Origin of the sequence: Bremerella sp. P1, from assembly GCF_028748185.1 — a bacterium.
Classification (GTDB): domain Bacteria; phylum Planctomycetota; class Planctomycetia; order Pirellulales; family Pirellulaceae; genus Bremerella.
The window spans coordinates 2,544,523-2,563,171 of sequence record NZ_CP118164.1; the positions used below are offsets into that span (position 1 = coordinate 2,544,523).

Sequence of the window (18,649 nt, forward strand, 5' to 3'; positions counted from 1 at the left end):
ATCGTCAACCACCCGAACCCCCTCTGGGCGGCAGACCGAAGCAAATCGGCCGCCCGTTTGGTCATTAGATTGGCAAGTAGCGACAAATCGCGGCTGACCGGTACTATTCGATGGTCCCCTGACGATCGGCCATCATGTCGCGCATGTCGCGGACATTGTCGTTGATGTTAAAGAACGTCAGCGCCACTTCGGCCATGACGCGAAGGATCACGATGTAAATCAACGTGAACAATAGCATCACGAGCGCGGCCCCGGCGGCCATGGCCATAGCCATCACATCACCGGCCAGGATCGCCATGACCAGGAAGAAGCCTGAGTAGGCGATGAACCCGAGAAACAGCAGGCCAGCGAGCAAGAAGAACAGAATCTTGATCACCGTCGGCGCGATCAAGACATCAAAGTTGAACAGCGAGCCGATCCCGCCTCGTCCTTTGCGGCGCGGCGCGGTTCGCGCGGCTGGCGGATCGCTGGCATACGGATTGGGTGCTGCCGGTGCCACCGCCGGAGCGGCGGCAGGCTCTGCCTTGGGTGCTTCGACTTTCGGTGCTTCCACCTTCGGGGCATCGACCTTGGGTGCCTCAACCTTTGGTGCTGCTGGCGCGGGAGCGGCCTTTTTCGCAGTCGGGGCACTCCCCTTTTTGGCTGGCTTGCCGCCTGGCTTCTTCGGAGCAACCACTAACGAATCGAGCCCGGCCGGAACATCCGCGGCAGGCTTTGATTGAGCCAGATCGGGGAAACCCATTCCGCCACCAGCGTCTGCGGCAGGCGGAGCCACGGGGATGGCTTCCGGCGGAGATGCTGGCGTTGCCGGTGGCGCCGTAATGGGCGCGGCAATCGGCACAGGACCAGCTGGTTTGGCTTCCGGAGGTGCCACCGGCGTTGCTTCTGGAGGACTGGCGGCGGCACCACCAGGAAACAGTCCTTTGACGGTGGAAGCGGTCACCCAGTCGCCGGTGCCGCGGCGTAGAAGACTTTCTGGTTGAATCGCCCCACTACCGGCAAGCTGCTTCAAAGTTTTTGAATCAATCGGACCTACTTCGGGCGCATCCGGATTGAACTTGTAGAAGAATTCATCGGCCATGAGGTATGATCTTTAAATTGTCACGAAGAGAAGCGCGCGGGTTGAGGAAGAGTGTGCTCTTCATAATGTCTTAGCGGGACGCCAAAGTCAAACGCACACATCGTCACCGAAGAATCTAGGTTTTTCCCACTTATTCAGCTGTAGGACCATTGGAATGGAAGACTTTAGCAAGCTCGAACTTCCCGAGCCCAACCTCGCGGAACTCAAATCGCGCTACGACGAGATCGCGAAGGGAATCGAAGATCTCAACGGCAACGATGGCCGCGGGGAACAGCTGTTTCAATGGCTCGAACGCTGGGACGACATTCGTCGCGAGATCGATTCGTGGTGCAATCTGACCGAGATCCGTTTCAACCAAGACACCAAAAACGCGGCCTATAAAGCGGCCATGGATCGTCTCGACGAAATCCATCCAAAGCTGACCGACCTCGACGTGCAGATCAAAAAGCTGCTGCTGGTGGAAGACCGCAAAGAGAAGATCGTCGAACGCTTTGGTGCCCAGGCCACCGCTTTGTGGGAGTGCCAGGTCCGCTCATTCGATCCAGTGATCGAAGACGACCTGGTGGAAGAGGCGAAGTTGGTTTCCAAGTACAACGAACTGTTGGCCAGTGCTACGTTCACTTTCCAAGGGAAAGAAACCAATCTATCAGGCATCGTCGAATACGCCGAAGACAGCGACCGCAGCGTCCGTTTCTCCGCTCTTGCGACCATGTGGGGCTGGTTTGCCGAGAACCACGAAGAACTTGACGAGATCTACGACAAGATGGTCAAGCTTCGTGATCAGATGGCCAAGAAGCTGAAGTACGAAAACTTCGTCCAGCTCGCTTACCAGCGGATGTCCCGGATCGATTACAACGAACAAGATGTCCAACAATATCGCCAGGAAGTGATCGACAAGATCGTTCCGCTGTGCACCGAGATTCGTAAGCGACAAGGCGAGCTACTGGGCCTCGATCCGCTGATGTACTGGGACGAAGCGATCCACGACCAACAAGGGAATCCTCGTCCGCAAGGAACGTATGAACATCAGATCGAACAGGCCCAGGCCATGTTCGACGGTATGGACGAGCGGATGGGCGAGTTCTTCCAGCTAATGCAGGACAAGAACTTGATGGACCTGAAGAACCGCCCCGGCAAGGCAGGCGGCGGGTTCTGTGCCAGCTTGCTTCAACAACGAGTTCCGTTCATCTTCGCGAACTTCAACGGCACGCTGGGCGACGTGGAAGTCTTCACCCACGAAGTCGGCCATGCCTACCAGTGCTACGCCAGTATGTCACTGCCGCTGTTGGATAATGTGTGGCCGACGATGGAGTCGTGCGAGATTCACTCGATGGGCCTCGAGTTCCTCTGCTGGCCGCACATGGAGAAGTTCTTCGGAGACGAGGCCGATCGATTCCGTAAGATTCATCTTGCGTCGCGACTTCTGTTTCTGCCGTACGGTGTCTCGGTTGATCACTTCCAACACGAAGTTTACAAAGACCCTGAGATGACACCGCAGCAGCGTAATGCCAAGTGGCGTGAGTTGGAAGCGTTGTATCTCCCTCACATGCAATTCGGCGACCTTCCTCACTTGCCGGAAGGGGGACGCTGGCAGAAGCAGCGGCATATCTACATGTCGCCGTTCTACTACATCGACTACACGCTGGCCCAATGCTGTGCCTTGCAGTTCTGGGTTCGGTCGCAACAAAACTTCGAGCAAGCCATGGAAGACTACCTGAACCTTTGTGCTCGGGGAGGAACGTTACCGTTCCAGGAGCTTGCCAAAAGTGCCGACCTGAAGAGCCCCTTCGAGCCAGGCTGCTTGAGCGAAGTGGCTGGGCAGGCCAGCAAGTTCCTCGGGCTTTAGATCGGATGTCAGAGTTCACCACGCCAACAACCGCTGCCGTTCTTACGCCTCCGGCGCGCGGGGCCATCGCTACGGTCTCGGTGCAAGGGCCGGAAGCGGTTGCGCTGGCCGATCGCTTCTTCACCAGCCTGGGCAAGATCGGAGTGTGCGATGCCAACGTCGGACGCATCCTGGTGGGACACTGGCAGGCAGAAGACGAACCGATCGGCGAAGAGTTGGTCGTCGCGAAGCTGGCTCCCGAATTGGTCGAAATCCATTGCCATGGCGGTGTTCAAGCGAGTCAGCGCATCCTGAAGCACCTGGCCTCGGCCGGCTGCCAGGTACAGTCTTGGCAGTCACGAACGACTTCCGAGCATGCCGATGCGATCATAGCCGAGGCGAAGTTGGAGCTTCCCCAAGCAGTCACATCCCAGGCTGCGCTGCACCTGTTGGATCAGGCCAACGGAGCCCTGACCCGAGAAATCGTTACCATCGGCAATCTTCTCGACAATGCGAATTTCGAAGTTGCCCAGGAGAAGCTCGACCATTTGCTGTCGCTGGCGCCGTTCGGTAGGCATCTGACGCAGCCCTGGCTGATTGTCATCGCCGGCCCCCCGAACGTCGGCAAGAGTAGTCTGCTGAACAAGATCGTCGGGTACGACCGGGCGATTGTGCTCGATATGCCTGGGACGACTCGGGACGTGCTGCACGCGACCACGGCACTCGACGGGTGGCCGGTGCAGTTCTCAGACACCGCAGGCATTCGTGTTTCTGACGACGAAATCGAACAAGCAGGCATTGCCAAAGCCAAAGTCGCACTCAAGACAGCCGATCTGGCGATCGTCATGCACGATGCAACCGACCTGAAACCCGATGAGCTGGACCAGTCGCTGAAAGAACTTCCTGCGGCCCTGCACGTCGTGAACAAGATCGACCTGGCCGATGATCTTCAAGTGCCAGAATCGGGTGAAATGCTCGCCACCAGTGCGGTTACCGGGCAAGGCGTACCCGAATTGATCTCGTCGATCGTTTCGCACCTGATCCCCAACGTTCCCCAGGCACACGAGCCCATTCCATTCACCAGTCGTCAGATCGACGGCCTTCGACAATTGCATCAACAAGTGCAACAACGCCAGATCGACGACGCCCTGCAAACTATCCAGACGCTGCTGAAAGCATGAACGAGCACGACCGAGCGAAGTATCAGACCGAACATCCCCCTGCCCCGCATCATCATGCGGATGCAGAGGACGTGATCATCAGTCGCGATACCTTCCGAGACAATCGCATTCCGCCGGGGCAGTCACGCACTAAGAAGTGGCCGGTATTGCACGCGACGATCGTGCCTGAGGTCACGAAGGAAACCTGGGCGCTGAAAGTCTTTGGGCTGGTCGATCGCGAATTGTCGTTCGACTGGGAAGAGTTTCAGGCGCTGCCACGCGTGAAGGTCTTCTCCGATTTCCACTGCGTGACTCAGTGGTCGCGACTGGGGAATCTATGGGAAGGGGTCTCAACGCGTTACCTCCTGGAGCAAGCCAGCGTACAACCGGAAGCCAAGTTTGTTATTTGTCATGGCTACGACAATGGCTGGACGACCAATCTCCCGCTGGATGAATTTCTCAGCGAAGACGCCCTGCTGGCCGACCTGCATGACGGCGTCGAGATCAACGCCGATCACGGCGGACCTGTTCGAGGAATTGTCCCGAAGCTATACGCCTGGAAGAGCGCCAAGTGGATCAAAGCGATCGAGCTTAGCGCAACCGACAAGCCGGGTTACTGGGAACAAAGCGGGTACCACAATGTAGGCGACCCGTGGAAAGAGCAGCGTTTCGGCGATGGCCAAATGCCAGCTGGCTGGACCGGCGGACCGGAAGGGATTTAGCCCTCGCCAGCTTCTCGTTTGGCAAACAGCAATGCGGTTGCGTAGCCGAGCGGATCACCCAGTTCTTTCGAGTGTTCGGCCAGTCGCTGGAAGTCCCCGGCATTCTGACTGAGCTCGATCAAACTTGGTGAGATCCCAATGGTGTGAATGCCTGGCGGGATCATCTTCAATGCGGCATCCAATGCTTCATCGTGATGCCCCAAACGCGAGAGCAGCTCGATGTAGGTCTCGATGGCAAGCGAACCTTCGCGGCGAATGTCGGACTCTTCGGCCTTTTCCTTGAAGTAGGCCAAGCCCTGTTCAGCGTCTTCGCCCAGCAGCGTCTGGAAATAGAGCTTGTGGCTTGGGTACAGGTCGGTGAACGGCGGCGTCTGCTCGTATTGGAATGCCTGATCCAAGTGGGAACCATAGTCGACCAGTTCCAACGCCTTGCGAAGGTGTGCCTCGTCTCGCAGGACACGAGCAAAGCGGACAGTCGCGGCGAGGTGGCTGGTATCGATGTGATAGGCCGAGTTGGCAAATAACCAGTCACGCGGGGCGATGATTTCGCTCAGCGTATTCTCTTGCGGTTCGGTGCCCTCTTGATGCGAGATATCGGCAATAACCGTCCCCATCAGCTCGTCGTAGACATGATCGAGAAGCAGTGCGGCCAACGGCTGCTGAGCGGCCGGAGGCATGCCGGCCAGTTGCTGTTCGTACGTGGTGACCGAATTGCACGTGCCGTAATGTTCCAGCATCCAGCCAAAGCCGAGTTCTGGTGCCACGCCTTCATACAGAGCAACTTCAATCAGGTCTTCGATGTTTTCCTCATCGACCTCAGCCTCTTTCAGAGCTTCGATGACAGGAGCCTTGTCGCCAACCGGACGAAGGTAGTACCATCCCTCGCGAATCTGTCCGGCGTCCAGCAGCAAGCGTCCAACTTCATCGCATGCTTCGACGAGCGCGTCTTCCAATTGATTTCGCTGCTCTTCGGAGAGCTCTTCCGAGACACCAGGAAATAGCAGTGGCAGCCCGAGCTTCGCCCTTGCGCGGAGCTTGTACATTTCGAACAGCTGAACGTGCTGCTTCTCTTGGCGGAAATACTCGATCATATTCTCGATCGCCGCCAAACTGCCTGACTCTTGGATTTGCTGACGGAACTGGTCGAAAACTTCCTGCGACACCACGGAAAACCCCTAGGACACGCGACGAAATAAATGAATTACACATCACGTATCGTAACAGGGAGCACCGGCGATGAATAGCAACACGCCGTTAGTTAGAATTGAACGCGATCGACCGAACTGCCCGTGGGTCCGTGTTCCATTCCTTTGATTATCTCGCTAATTTGGCTTAGCGTGGCCGATTCCAGAATCCCCGAATCGACGATATCTGCCAGCTTGCCGGGATCACCAAGTCCCATCTCAGCCTCAAGTTGATGTACCCAACGCAGGCAGTTTCCACGGCTGATCACACCGGTGGGCCGCTCGTCATTGACGACAATGACCCGGCGCATCGCAGCTTGGCAGAGGAATTCGTATACGTGAATCGCCGGATCGGATTCATCGAAACTGACGACTTCGCTACGCATCACCACCGATACCAGCGTTTTGCCTGCTTCCGGTCGACGGAAGGCTTGCATCAAGTCCTTCTCAGAAATGACGCCTACCAGGTAGCCCTTCTCGTCCACAACAGGCGCTGAATTGAACCCTTCGTTGATCAGCATTTGCGTGGCGTTTGCGATCGTATCGGTCTGGCAAATGGTAAGAATCGGGGAGGTCATGATCTCGGAAGCCGTCAGGTGTTCCAGCCGTTCTCGAACCTGATCATCAGATGCGATGATCCCGGTGGATTCCTGGCAATGTCCCAAACAAACGACATGACGCTTGCCTGAGCTCTTGGCGACCTTCAACGCGATCTCCGCATTGTCGATCAGCGCTTCCAAGTTGGGTACGTCGTTGTTCCGCTGTGCGACCCCCATGCTTACCGAGCAGCGTACCTGCTCGCCAGGGACGTCGACGACCATTTTGTCGACCAGCATTTCGATACGCATCGCAACGCGATAGGCATTTACCTCGGCACATTCAGGCAATACCAACAGCAGGCGATCGCTATCCAAGCGGCACAGGTAATCGATTTGTCGTCCCTGAACCGTGATCGTCTGGGCCAGCTGCTGCAGTACCCGGTCGCCGGCCTCCAAACCGTAGTTGCGATTGATCTCGCTGAAGTCGTCGATATCGATGACCACGCAGGAGATCGGCAAATGATAGTTGCGAGCCCGTACCCACTCCCGTTTCAACTGGTCGTTTAGATAGCGAAGCGTGGCGAGGCCGGTTAGCGGATCGTTTCGTTCGACCGTGCGAAGGTGGTTCTCCAGTTCGATAACCCGACCTGCCGAATTGATTCTCGACAGCAGTTCTTCCCGGCCGATCGAATGCGAGATCACATCGTCGATTCCCAGGCGATAAGCCAGCGTCGGATCATTCAGCTCGGACTGATCGGCCAACATCATCGTAAAGACGTAACGAGGTAGATGCTCTTCCCGAACCCAACGGCAAAATCCCTCGGCAGCGGCCTGGTTCTGTCCCCAATCGCTGATGACTACCATCGGGCAGTCTTCGCGAATGAGATGCTTGGCCGATGCAAACTCGCCGCAGGTACGTACATGCATCCCAACGCTTTGCAGCCACTTGATGATCAGTCCAATCGAAGGCGAACCATCGTTGATGACCACGGCATTCTCGCCGCTCAGCTCCGGTGCCGCTTGATGCTTGCCCCAGTGATAATTGGTCGTTTGCCCTGGGGCTGCGTTTAGGAAACGCACGACGCTGTGTTGTTCTGCCGAGAACGCTTCGATCTTGTCGAACGTTTCCTCGAAGGCAGTCACGATTGCCGGATCAAACTGAGTTCCACTTCCCTCGCAGATCATGGCTTTTGCCTGATCAGAGCGGATCGCATCTTTATACACACGCTTGCTGGAGAGGGCGTCGAATACGTCGGCCACGCTCACGATGCGAGCGGCCAATGGTATCTCGGCTCCCTTCAAGCCTTCCAAATAGCCGCATCCATCCCAACGCTCGTGGTGATATCGAGCGATCTCGGCGGCCATGTGAAAGAACGAGCCACTCGAGCTACTCTTGGCGGCTTCTTGCAGCGTTTCGGCGCCGATACGGACGTGCTGCTTCATCGCGTTGAATTCTTCCGCCGTCAGCTTGCCGGGCTTCAGCAAGATCGCATCGGAGATACCAACCTTACCGATGTCGTGCAAAGGACTGGAACGAAAGAGGTCTTGCAGGAACAAATCATCGATTGCGTCCTGGTAAGGCCCGCTGATCCGCAGTTGCTCAGCAATCATCTGCGAATAGGCGCGCATGCGAACGAGGTGCTCGCCTGTTTCCGTGTCACGCGAGTCGGCAAGCTTCGCCAACGCAAAGACCGCAATGTCTTGCGTGGATTGAATGGCCATCGAGCGATTTTCGACGATCCGCTCTAACTCGCGAGAATAGTTCGCAAGCTTGCGTTCGGCGGTCGTGGCACGCATCAGCGCACTGTGCAGCCGCATCAGAACGTCAATCTTTGCGGTTAACTCTAAACGGCCGATTGATTTATCGATGACGTTATCGGCACCGGCGGCAAACATTTCCAATCGCTGTGATTCACTAAGACCTTCTCCCAGCACAAGGAGCTGTATCTGTCGACTTGCAAATTCACGGCGAATCGCTCGGCAGACTTCAAGGGCCGAGTCGTCGCGCAAGTGATAATCGAGCAAGATCAACGCAGGCTGAACTTGCTCGATAGATGCGCGGATCTTGTCCGCATTCTCCAGAATATGAACGGTGTGATGTTCACTGAGAACGTCGCGCAGTTTCCTGCGAAGCGCACTAGTGCTTTCGATCACGAGTAATCGATTGTGCATGGCCTGCCCACCATACTTCACTTTGATCAGCAAACGCTTCGCACCAACAGATGTGGCGCTATCAAAAAGCGATTACTGCTTCCTAGTAACCTGAGACGCTGAAAACTTAGGGCGCCTCACAAATATCGCAAGAAGCGCAAGCAGAATATCTGATTGGATACCACCCGAATTATCCGACGCTGCCAGCAATGCCAGAACAATCGCGACAACCGGTCGCTCAGATAAATCGCGATCGATGCGACTAGCCGTGAGTCTTGCGGGGTACCACACGGTGGAAATGAAGTTCCACTTCTCCGGCAACCACGCGGCGGAGGCCTTCGACCAGGCAAGTGGGCTCGTTGACTTCCTGCCCTATCCGGATGATCTCTTCGATCTTGGTACCGGGTTCAACAGAGAACGTTTCCTGATGGATAATCTGATTGCCGGCATCCAGTTCGGGAACGATGAAGTGACAGGTCGCACCGAACGTGAGCATCCGTACTTCGTTGGCATCGTGGTAAGGGCGAATTCCCGGAAAGCTCGGGAGAAGGCCGTGATGGAGGTTAATGATGCGGCCCCCGGCATATTTCCAACAGCTGGCCGCCGGCAGAATACGCATATAGCGAGCCAGCAGAACGTAGTCGACGTCGTACTCGTCGAGGATTTCGATCATCCGCTCGTCGTTGGCTTCTCCCTTCTCGCGGCCGATGTTCTGCCAATCGACACCATGGCTTTCGGCCAGTCCCTTGCAGTTATCGCGATTGCCGATCATGACCGCTGGTATCGCGTTGATTTCCCCAGCCGCAATCGCCTCGAGCACGGCCTGGGCGGGCTCGGGGCGGTAGGTGGTGCAGATCGCGATACGGGGACAATCGCGGCGAACATCGGCCGACCAGACCCGGATCGAAAGCTTTTTCAGCCGGCCAATCTCGGTCAAAGCCGTTCGGAGCGAATTGTAGAGGTCAGCATCGATATGCACGCGCAGGAACATGGCGAAGACGGCCTCTTCGTCATGGTCATACATCTGGATTTCGGCAATGTTCGCCCCTAAACCCGTCACATAGTGAATAATCGGATCGGCCAAACCCACGTTATCTGGTCCGACTGCGGTGATCACAACGAGCATCGCCAAACTACCTATGGAGTCTTAAAACAACGATTGAACCTACTTCGAATATCGACCCGAACTAGGCATTGTAGCACCGGTTTGCTACCTTGTCCGAAGAAGTCCTACATCTTACCAACGCCACCAATTCGCCGAGGATGGCCAAAATGATCCAGAAAAAGGTTCGCCGAGAAGATCTTGGGCCGGATGAGAACCTGTGCGAACACTGCACCGCCAAGTGCTGCCGTTACTTCGCGCTGCCGATTGAAACGCCCACCGAATTCGCCGATTTCGAGTTTATCCGGTGGTACCTGCTGCACGACCGGGCCTCCGTCTTTCTGGATGAAGACGTTTGGTATTTGTTGGTTCATACGACCTGCAAGCATCTGCAAGACGATTATCGCTGCGGTATCTATGAGACCCGCCCGCAGATTTGTCGCGACTACACGACCGAAGCGTGCGAGTACGACGACGATTGGTGCTACGAGAAGTATTTCGAAACCCCAGAGCAGATCTGGGAATACGCCGAGGCCACCACGCCTCGCCGCCCAGGCCAAAGCCTGCGAAGCACCAAGCCGCCAGCACTGCCGATTCTTAGCTAGTTCTTGTTTTGCTCAAGAATCCTGGCCGAATAACGGCGAAAGAAAATAGTCAGGGGCGAACTATCTAGGTTCTGCCCTGTCCTATCGGAACTAATTGACCGCAAGCCATCGAACCCCGAATCCCATGTCCAACAAGAAGAAACTTATCCAACCCCGCACGCTCAAAGGCTTTCGCGACTATTTGCCTGACGCGATGATGCCGCGAGAGGAGTTGGTCAACACGGCACGCCGCGTTTATCGTTCGTATGGGTTCGCCCCGATCGATACGCCAACGCTGGAATATGCCGAGATTCTGCTGGGCAAAGGAAGCGACGAAACCGATCGGCAAATGTACCGATTCGAGGATCATGGCAAACGAGACGTAGGCATGCGTTTCGATCTGACCGTTCCCCTGGCCCGCTTCGCGGCTCAACACATCGGTGAACTGGGAACGCCCTTCAAGCGTTATCACATCGCAACCGTCTGGCGAGGCGAGAACACCCAGCGCGGTCGCTATCGCGAGTTCATGCAGTGCGACTTCGACACGATCGGCACAAAGAGCATCGTGGCCGATATCGAAACGGCCCTGGTCATTCATGACCTGATGCTGGCGATCGGGTTCGAAGGCTTCACGGTCCGCGTGAACAATCGCCAGGTGCTATCGGGTCTGCTCGAAAAGCTCGACCTCGTTGAGAAGTCGACCGAAGTCCTGCGTGCGCTCGACAAGCTGGCCAAGATCGGTGCCGAGAAAGTTGCTGCGGAAATGCAGGAAACGGCCGGCGCTTCCGCCGAGCAAGCAGCCCAGGTTTTGAAGCTGGCAGAAATCGGCGGCACGACCGACGAGATCCTTTCGGCACTCGATAGCCTGGTCGCTGGTAGCGAAAAAGGAGAGATCGGCGTCGGACAGCTGCGCGAGTTGACCGCAGCCACGGCAGCCGCAGGCGTCCCTGCTGAGCGACTTCAGATCGATGTCTCGATTGCCCGCGGGTTGGACTATTACACCGGGACGATCTTCGAGACCTTCCTTAGCGAGCTACCTGGCATCGGCAGCGTTTGCAGTGGTGGCCGCTACAACGACCTGGCCAGCTTGTACACCAATCAAGAGCTGCCAGGCATCGGAGCCTCGCTGGGACTGGACCGACTTCTGGCGGCGATGGAAGAACTCGGCAAGATCGAAGCTCGAACAACGCCGGCCGAAGTCTTCATTCCCTACTTCGACGCCAACAGCCTGCAACAGTATCTCAAGATCGCGGCCACGCTTCGCACGGCAGGCTTCAACGTCGAACTCTATCCCGATGCCAAGAAGCTTGGTCAGCAGCTGAAGTATGCCGACCGACGCGGGTTCAAAGTGGCGATCGTCGCCGGCGACCGTGAACTGGCCGAGGATAAGTGCCAGGTGAAGGATCTGAAGACAGGCGACTCGGCCGAGGCCAGTCTAGCGGGGGGTGCCGAAGAATTGATTGCGGGAATTTCGAAAATTCTGCGGCCCACCGCATAACCCCCATGACAAGGTGTTGTCACCCCTAGTTGCGATATTGAAGCCATCCAAGATCTCCGGCTTCTCACCTCGCAACTTTCCCGAGGGCAACACCGATGACGATCCGCACGAACCATTATGAAGTCGCACTCGAAGCTTTCTTGCGCGACGAGAAGATCCCCTACATCGCCGTCGATGAACGACGCCGTTCGCTGTACGGAGCCGGCTCGCTCAAGAACCTCGATTTCATCGCCACCCCCAGCGGCAGTGACATGTCGTGGCTGATCGATGTGAAGGGACGCCGATTCCCTTCCGGTCGCAAGAACCGCTACTGGAAGAACTGGACCACGACCGACGACCTGCAAAGCTTGTCGCAGTGGCAGCGGCTGTTGGGTCCCCAGTTTCGCGGGATGCTCGTCTTTGTGTACGACGTCGTTGGCGAAATGGCTCCCGTTCCACAGCACTTACTGTATCCGCATCAAGACCGACTCTACGCGTTCATTGGGGTCCGGCTCGACTTGTATGTCGCTTGGGCGCGGAAAATCTCGCCACGTTGGAAAACCATGTCGATGCCAACCAAGGCTTTCCGCCAACTGGCCGAACCGCTGCAAGTCACCCTCCGGACGCCGGTCGTCTCGGGAGGTGACTTCGATCATCGGCGGTCCGGCAATACCGCATCGGCGATTGCCTGAAGAGATCGGGACCATCCCACCGATGATCCCTTACCGGAATAAGCCGCACGGATTACTTCCGCTGGCTCATTTCATGAACCATGTCGACCAACGCTCTCGCATTGTCGACCGGCGTTTGCTGCATCACCCCGTGGCCAAGATTGAAGATGTGCCCCGGTCGGCCGGCAGCTTGGTCGAGGACATCCTTCGCGCGGCGGCGTAGCTCCATCTGGTCTGCCAACAGCGAGACCGGGTCGAGGTTCCCTTGCACGGCGATATTGTGGCCAACCGTTTCCCAGGCCACGTCGAGACGAATACGCCAATCGACACCCACAACCGCCGCGCCCGATTCGGCCAGCATTGGCAGAAGTGCCGGGTTGCCGGTTGCAAAGTTGATCACCGGCACGCCGGGAGCAATCTGGGCGACGATGTCCTTCACGTACGGAAGCACATAACGGCGATAGTCATCCGGTCCGAGCGCTCCGGCCCATGAATCGAATAGCTGCACGGCCTGAGCACCCGCGGCGATCTGGGCATTCAAGTAGCGCGAGATCGCACGCACGAAGCGTTCCATCAGTTCTCGCCAGGCACCAGGGTCGCGGAACATGAGGGTCTTCGTGTTCACGTAATCGCGACTACCACCCCCTTCGATCGCATAACTGGCTAGGGTGAACGGAGCTCCGGCAAAACCGATCAGCGGCATATCCGCCGGCAAATCGGCACGCGTTTGCTTGACCGTTTCCATCACGTAGTGCAGCGAGTCGGTGCTTTCCAGTTCCAGCACGCGATCGACGTCGGCCGCTTCACGAATCGGGTTATGAATGACCGGGCCTTCTCCCTTGGCGAACTCGAGGTCCAACCCCATCGGCTGCAAGATCGGCAGCAGGTCCGAGAAGATGATCGCTGCATCAACGCCCAACTTCTCGACAGCCGTGCACATCACTTCGCTGCAAAGCTGAGGATTGGCACACAGTTCGAGGAAGGTCGTCTTCGCGCGGACTTCTCGGTATTCCTTCATGTAGCGCCCGGCCTGACGCATCAGCCACACGGGCGTGAAGTCGGTCGGTTCGCGACGACAAGCCTTGAGAAATGCACTGTTGTACCAGGGTGCTTCTTTGTTGAGCGCCGCTTTGGTGGTCTCTTGCAAGACGGCACGGATCTGACGCTTACGCACGAGAATATCCTGTGAGCGTTCAGCCGCGGCTGCCACCAACGGCCCCATCTTAGGATGCTCTGGCTCGACATCGACCGGGTAGCCCAAGTCGCGCAGGCGTTCGCTCATCGTGGGACCGACACTGCAAATGACCGTACCACGCAAAGCTGCCGAGAAGGCTTCCATCTGCCCCTGTCGCTGGGCCAGCTTCAAGACGTGATTCAGCTGATTGGCCGACGTGAACATCGTGACATCGATCTTGCCGTCGATCATTTTCTGAATGTTTGCCGCCAGGGGGCCGATGTCTTCCGGCAGGTCCCAGTCGTACACATGCAGGGTTTCGACATGCGCGCCGCGGGCCTCAAGCCCGGCAACCAAGCTGGCATTGGTAACGCCGTATTCCTGTACCACCAGCGTTTGATTGGCGATGTGGATCTCGGTATCGATGGTCTGTAGAATCTCGCGCCACGTGTTGGGCTCAGGCACCTTAATGGTCGGCGTCAGCTTTACTTCCCGCATCGCGGCCACAGGCTTCGGTCCACGGCAGATCGTGGTGATGTCGGATAAGGCATCCAGAAATCGTTGCTTGTCGACTTTACGATCGATGGCCGCCAGCAGGTGGTTGAATCCCACCCCGGTCATGAAAATGACGATATCGATCTGGCCAGTAATCACGCGATTGGCAAAGTCGATCGCTGGTTGATTGTCATCCAACGGCACTTCGCGCATCGAAGGGCTCACGTGCGGAACGCCCCCGAACTTCTCGATGATCATCGCCATTTCTTTTCCGCGACGACTCTCGAACGAGGCAACATTCAGGCCTGCGAAGTTTTTTCCATTTTCTGGCATATAAATCTAATCCGCGTCTAGCTCTATTGGGGTGGGCGACCGGCAGGCGGTTGTTCCGCACTTGATATTCAGTTGGAAACGCACCGAAAGGCCGTTTTCCTGGGAGAAAGCTTTCCCCCGGGGGCCTCGGCCAGCGTTCCAATTCATTGACCGGCTTGTATTCTATTCCTACGATGATGATTGTGCAGTGTACACCACCTTACGGTGCGCAACTGCCACGCTCCTCTGATTTTAGCAGTTTGCGGTCTCGACCGGTAAACGAAGGCTTTTCGCGAGTTCCCACCATGCAACTTTCCTGCTTTTACTGCAGCAAGAACCTGACGGCTACCGCCGATCAATTGGGTGGTGAAGTTGTCTGTCCGCATTGTGGGAATGTGGTCCGTCTGCCGGACGCCGAACAGCTGCATACGTCGGAAGAAGACCATCAACCGAAGGCCCACTATTGGCTGACCGACAGCATCTCGGGCTTCGCCTCGCTTCTGATCCACATGGGCATCTTGTTTGTCCTGGCAGCCGTCACTTGTGATTATCGCAGTGGCCTTCCCGAAGGCGAAGAAGTCTCGATCGGCGAATTGCCTGGGATCGACCTGACCGACTCCGGCGGAGACGTTCTTGATACGAGCGACGTCGAACAGTCGTCCGACACGGCCAGCCTGGACGAGTTGGTCGCCGACATCGAACCCCCAACCGCTGCGACATCCGAGATGGGGGAAGAGGTCAGCCTTTCGCAGCTCCTTCCTAGTGGTGCTGCTGGCGGCGCGGCCGGATCGTTAAATACCATCGGGGGCGGCGGTGGCTCGGTGGGCGCTGGTACCACGTTCATGGGCGTCCGGGCCGAAGGTTCGCGCATCTGCATCATCGCCGACTGTAGCGGCAGTATGAGTGGTCCCAAAATCGAATACCTGAAAGAAGAGGTCCTGGAAGCCATCCGCAGCATGTCGCGGGAGAGTGAATTCCAGGTCGTCTTCTTCAACAGCGGCGCCGTTCCTTACACCATGCGTGGCTGGCGAAACCCAAAGCGTGACCTCGACAACGTCAAGCGTTGGCTGAATACGGTCACGGCCCAGGGCGGCACCAATCCGACTTCAGCATTTCAGGAAGCGTTCAAGTTGACGCCAGCCCCCGATGCAATCTTCTTCATGACCGACGGTCTGTTCGAGCCGAATGTTGTCCCAGAGGTGAAAGCGCTGAACATCGGTGGCAGCAACCGAACCAAGATTCATTCGATCTCGTTCATCGATAAGTCAGCCGAACCACTGATGCGGCAGATTGCTAACGACTCCGGAGGATCGTATCGCCATGTCTCTGCCTTTTGATAGCCCACGCGTGAGCACGTGGTGCGGGCAATGCATGGCGGTTTTGGTCGCTGCGTTTTGGCTGGCCGTGCCAGCACATGTACAGGCCGATCGACTTATCCTCCGAGATCTTCGCTTGATCGGTAACATCACCGTGATCGGCTTTGACGAAGAAGGAGTCAAAGTCACCGACAACAACCTCATTCCCTGGCACGAAATTGAACTCGGCACCGTCAGTCCAGATAAGCAAGCCGACTTCGATCGCCTGCGGAAGGAACTGGGCGATCCTCTCTTTCGCATTCACCAACGCCTGAAAGTTGGCGACTACGCAGGAGCTCGCGAACCAGCCGAGACCGTCTTCGATCGCTACAAAAATCGCGACTCCAAAGTCGCCTACATGGTTTGCCAGGCCACCATGTGGGGACGCCTGGCCGAAGGTGAACGAGAAGCGGCACTTGAACCCTACTTCTGCTGCTTACGAATCATGAAGAAGTCGGCACGAACCAGCGAAGTAACGCAGCTGCCCGGCAGCCGAACCCTCGATTACGACAAACAGACTGGTCTGACTTCCGACATGCTGCCCATCTTCTTCGATCGCGAAAAAGCGGCCGAGGCACTTCCCAAGGCCAGCACGGCGGCCACTTCGATAGGCTCGGGCGCGCCTGATGGCGTACTGGTCTACATGGCCTCGCTGGCGATCGCTGCCGAGGACTTTGCCCAGGCAGAATCATGGCGGAGCCGCATCAAAAGCGGCAATCCGACCCTCAAGCAATGGCCGGTGATTCTCACCGCGCAATCGCGTATTCAAACAGGCGACTTGATCGGCGCGCGGGCTGATCTCGAGCCGCTGATTCATAGCTTCGAGACCTGGAACCAACCGGTGGCGTGGTACCTGTTGGGCATCTCAGGCTCACGGTCGAGCGAGTTTCTGCGAATCGAAAATGGTGTGCTCGATTTGCTGCACATCCCTGCCCTGTACGGCAACGAACATCCCGAACTGGCCGCAGCCGCCCTGTCAGAAACTTACTCCGCGTTACGACGCATCCAACAACCCGAACAGGCTCAGGACATTCGCCGGCAGCTCTTGCTGTTCTACGGTGGAACGACCCACGCCCAGGAAATTCGCGAAGCGACTAAGTCCCAAAGCAACCCTTGAGAGGCACCCTTGATATGCGACACAAGACGACGCCCAAGACGGGCATCTTCTATTGCCTGGTACTGCTGGTAGCAGTTTTCACCGTTCAGCTCTGGGCACAAGATTCGGGGAACCCCCCGCCGACCTCGCCGGATACGCTGACACTCGACGGCAACGAAGATGCCACCATGGCCCCGCGTTCCAATTACGAAGAAAAGACCCTTCTCGATACGCTGATGGATGGTGGTACCGTCGGGATCTTGATCGGCCTCTTATCGATGGTCGCGATTGGTTTCATCGTCGAGCACTTCCTGACCATTCGCAAAAGTGTGCTGATGCCGGAAGGGGTCGCCTACGAACTGGAAGAGATGATCGCCCAGGGCCGCGTCGACGAGGCGCTCGAAGTTTGCAAGAACCCTGAGTATGAGTCGCTGCTGACTTATGTTGTGCAGGCCGGTCTGGAACGCTTTCGCGGGGCCGAATTTGGCTTTGCCGAATACAAGGCGGCCGTCGAAGAAGCAGGCGAAGATCAAACGGCCAAGCTTTACCGCAAGACCGAAGTGCTGGGCCTGATTGGCTCGATCGCTCCGATGCTCGGGCTGACCGGTACGGTGCTGGGTATGATCAAGGCCTTCAATACGATCGCCTCGAGTGGTGGGGCTCCGAAACCGGAAGACTTGGCCGGCTCGATTGGGCAAGCACTGGTCACCACGCTGCTGGGGCTGGTCGTTGCTATTCCCGCGATGGTGGCTTACAGCTACTTCGGCAACCGCATCGATTCCCTCGTAGCGGAAGTCGGCAAACGCGTGGAACAGATCCTGACTCCGCTGGGTCGTCGCCGCTAATCGCTTGGGGACAATGACATGAAGCTCTCCAAGAAGCGAGTGCGACACACCAAGGGGATGGACATCACGCCGATGATCGACATCGTCTTCTTGCTGTTGATCTTCTTCATCACCGTCAGCCAGGTCTCGGAAACCAACCGCGAGAAGCTGGAACTGCCGGAGCTGAAGGGTGCCAAGGATCAGAAGAAGACCTCCCTGGTCGTCAACATTAACAAGGCCGGCGATATCATCGTGGCCGGCAACCAACTGCAGTTAGCTGATGTGGCGTTTTTGGTCGGGAAAGAACTCGAGAGCAACGGGGGCGACCCGGGCCTTGTGACCGTCGTCGTTCGCATCGATCAGAAAGCAACCTGCCAGGTTCCCAATGCTTTGGTCAAACAGCTGGCCGGCCAAGGGATTTCGAAAGTTCGCCTCGCTGTGCAGGTACCTAACTAAGCCATGAAATTATCTAGCCATAAACGCGCCCATAATCGCCAGATCACGCTGGAAATGACCAGCATGATCGATGTCGTGTTCCTGCTGCTCATCTTCTTCATCGTCACCGCCAGCTTCACCAAGACCGAACGTGACCTGGACGCCGTGACCAAGGTGAATGAAAAGTCGAGCAGCGCCGCCGAGACAGATCTGGAGCCTGCCGTGGTCCTGCTGGCCGAGGTCGATGGGAATTGGGTCTATCAAATCGGATCGAACAACATCAGTACTTTCGCCGAACTGCAGGAAGTGCTCGACAAGTTTCCTAACAAAGCGGATGGGGCCTTCGTACGAGCCCCCGATGCCGCACCCTACGGAATGGCAGCCGCAGCGATTCAAGCTTGCAAGAATTCCGAGTTTCCCGGCGTTTCGTACGTTCCATTAACCCCGTAAGAGAAACCCACC

At 57.0% G+C, this 18,649-nt stretch carries 16 protein-coding genes; 11 read left to right on the top strand and 5 right to left on the bottom strand.

All coding sequences use genetic code 11. The features are described from left to right. Window positions 1–103 precede the first annotated feature (103 nt). The gene (locus PSR63_RS10490; RefSeq protein ID WP_274333059.1) at window positions 104–1,081 is read right to left on the bottom strand and encodes a DUF4282 domain-containing protein; all 978 of its coding nucleotides are present in this window, start codon (window positions 1,079–1,081) and stop codon (window positions 104–106) included. Between the two features lie 154 nt (window positions 1,082–1,235). Here PSR63_RS10490 and PSR63_RS10495 point away from each other — a divergent pair, with 154 nt between their 5' ends. Genes PSR63_RS10495 through PSR63_RS10505 form a run of 3 tightly spaced genes read left to right on the top strand, consistent with a single transcriptional unit; the run spans window position 1,236 to window position 4,788 of the window. Then, the gene (locus PSR63_RS10495; protein WP_274333061.1) at window positions 1,236–2,927 is read left to right on the top strand and encodes a M3 family oligoendopeptidase; all 1,692 of its coding nucleotides are present in this window, start codon (window positions 1,236–1,238) and stop codon (window positions 2,925–2,927) included. Window positions 2,928–2,932: 5 nt separating this feature from the next. Then, window positions 2,933–4,087, top strand: coding sequence for a GTPase (locus PSR63_RS10500; RefSeq protein WP_274333063.1), 1,155 nt, complete (start codon window positions 2,933–2,935; stop codon window positions 4,085–4,087). Further along, window positions 4,084–4,788, top strand: a complete 705-nt coding sequence (locus tag PSR63_RS10505) for a sulfite oxidase-like oxidoreductase (protein ID WP_274333065.1) — start codon at window positions 4,084–4,086, stop codon at window positions 4,786–4,788. Before PSR63_RS10500 ends, PSR63_RS10505 begins: the two co-directional genes overlap by 4 nt. Here the strand turns inward: PSR63_RS10505 and PSR63_RS10510 are convergent. The 3 genes from PSR63_RS10510 to PSR63_RS10520 all read right to left on the bottom strand — a co-directional run bounded on the left by PSR63_RS10510 (window position 4,785) and on the right by PSR63_RS10520 (window position 9,788). Further along, window positions 4,785–5,951, bottom strand: a complete 1,167-nt coding sequence (locus PSR63_RS10510; protein WP_274333067.1) for a hypothetical protein — start codon at window positions 5,949–5,951, stop codon at window positions 4,785–4,787. The two genes, PSR63_RS10505 and PSR63_RS10510, sit on opposite strands and share 4 nt — an antisense overlap. Window positions 5,952–6,046: 95 nt before the next feature. Further along, on the bottom strand, window positions 6,047–8,683 hold the full coding sequence (locus PSR63_RS10515) for a diguanylate cyclase domain-containing protein (protein ID WP_274333069.1): 2,637 nt from the start codon (window positions 8,681–8,683) through the stop codon (window positions 6,047–6,049). Window positions 8,684–8,924: 241 nt separating this feature from the next. After that, window positions 8,925–9,788 (bottom strand): formyltetrahydrofolate deformylase, encoded by an 864-nt coding sequence (locus PSR63_RS10520; protein WP_274333071.1) that lies wholly within the window; start codon window positions 9,786–9,788, stop codon window positions 8,925–8,927. A 146-nt stretch (window positions 9,789–9,934) separates the two neighbouring features. On the opposite strand from PSR63_RS10520, the gene PSR63_RS10525 reads away from it, so the two are divergent. The 3 genes from PSR63_RS10525 to PSR63_RS10535 all read left to right on the top strand — a co-directional run bounded on the left by PSR63_RS10525 (window position 9,935) and on the right by PSR63_RS10535 (window position 12,517). Then, window positions 9,935–10,369: a YkgJ family cysteine cluster protein gene (locus tag PSR63_RS10525; RefSeq protein ID WP_274333073.1), complete on the top strand. Its 435-nt coding sequence runs from the start codon at window positions 9,935–9,937 to the stop codon at window positions 10,367–10,369. A 124-nt stretch (window positions 10,370–10,493) separates the two neighbouring features. After that, window positions 10,494–11,846, top strand: a complete 1,353-nt coding sequence (gene hisS / locus PSR63_RS10530) for a histidine--tRNA ligase (RefSeq protein ID WP_274333075.1) — start codon at window positions 10,494–10,496, stop codon at window positions 11,844–11,846. Window positions 11,847–11,941: 95 nt separating this feature from the next. After that, entirely contained in the window at window positions 11,942–12,517 is a 576-nt protein-coding gene (locus tag PSR63_RS10535) for an HYExAFE family protein (RefSeq protein WP_274333077.1), read from the top strand. A 52-nt stretch (window positions 12,518–12,569) separates the two neighbouring features. Here the strand turns inward: PSR63_RS10535 and hemE are convergent, their stop codons facing one another. After that, the gene (hemE, locus tag PSR63_RS10540; protein ID WP_274333079.1) at window positions 12,570–14,498 is read right to left on the bottom strand and encodes a uroporphyrinogen decarboxylase; all 1,929 of its coding nucleotides are present in this window, start codon (window positions 14,496–14,498) and stop codon (window positions 12,570–12,572) included. Between the two features lie 284 nt (window positions 14,499–14,782). On the opposite strand from hemE, the gene PSR63_RS10545 reads away from it, so the two are divergent. From PSR63_RS10545 to PSR63_RS10565, 5 genes are read left to right on the top strand one after another with little or no spacing between them, the layout of a single operon-like run. Further along, window positions 14,783–15,814, top strand: coding sequence for a vWA domain-containing protein (locus tag PSR63_RS10545; protein WP_274333081.1), 1,032 nt, complete (start codon window positions 14,783–14,785; stop codon window positions 15,812–15,814). After that, entirely contained in the window at window positions 15,798–16,949 is a 1,152-nt protein-coding gene (locus PSR63_RS10550) for a hypothetical protein (RefSeq protein ID WP_274333083.1), read from the top strand. Before PSR63_RS10545 ends, PSR63_RS10550 begins: the two co-directional genes overlap by 17 nt. 14 nt (window positions 16,950–16,963) lie before the next feature. Next, window positions 16,964–17,773 (top strand): MotA/TolQ/ExbB proton channel family protein, encoded by an 810-nt coding sequence (locus tag PSR63_RS10555; protein ID WP_274333085.1) that lies wholly within the window; start codon window positions 16,964–16,966, stop codon window positions 17,771–17,773. An 18-nt stretch (window positions 17,774–17,791) separates the two neighbouring features. Then, the gene (locus PSR63_RS10560; RefSeq protein ID WP_274333087.1) at window positions 17,792–18,208 is read left to right on the top strand and encodes an ExbD/TolR family protein; all 417 of its coding nucleotides are present in this window, start codon (window positions 17,792–17,794) and stop codon (window positions 18,206–18,208) included. Between the two features lie 3 nt (window positions 18,209–18,211). Next, entirely contained in the window at window positions 18,212–18,637 is a 426-nt protein-coding gene (locus tag PSR63_RS10565) for an ExbD/TolR family protein (protein WP_274333089.1), read from the top strand. Window positions 18,638–18,649: the final 12 nt, after the last annotated feature.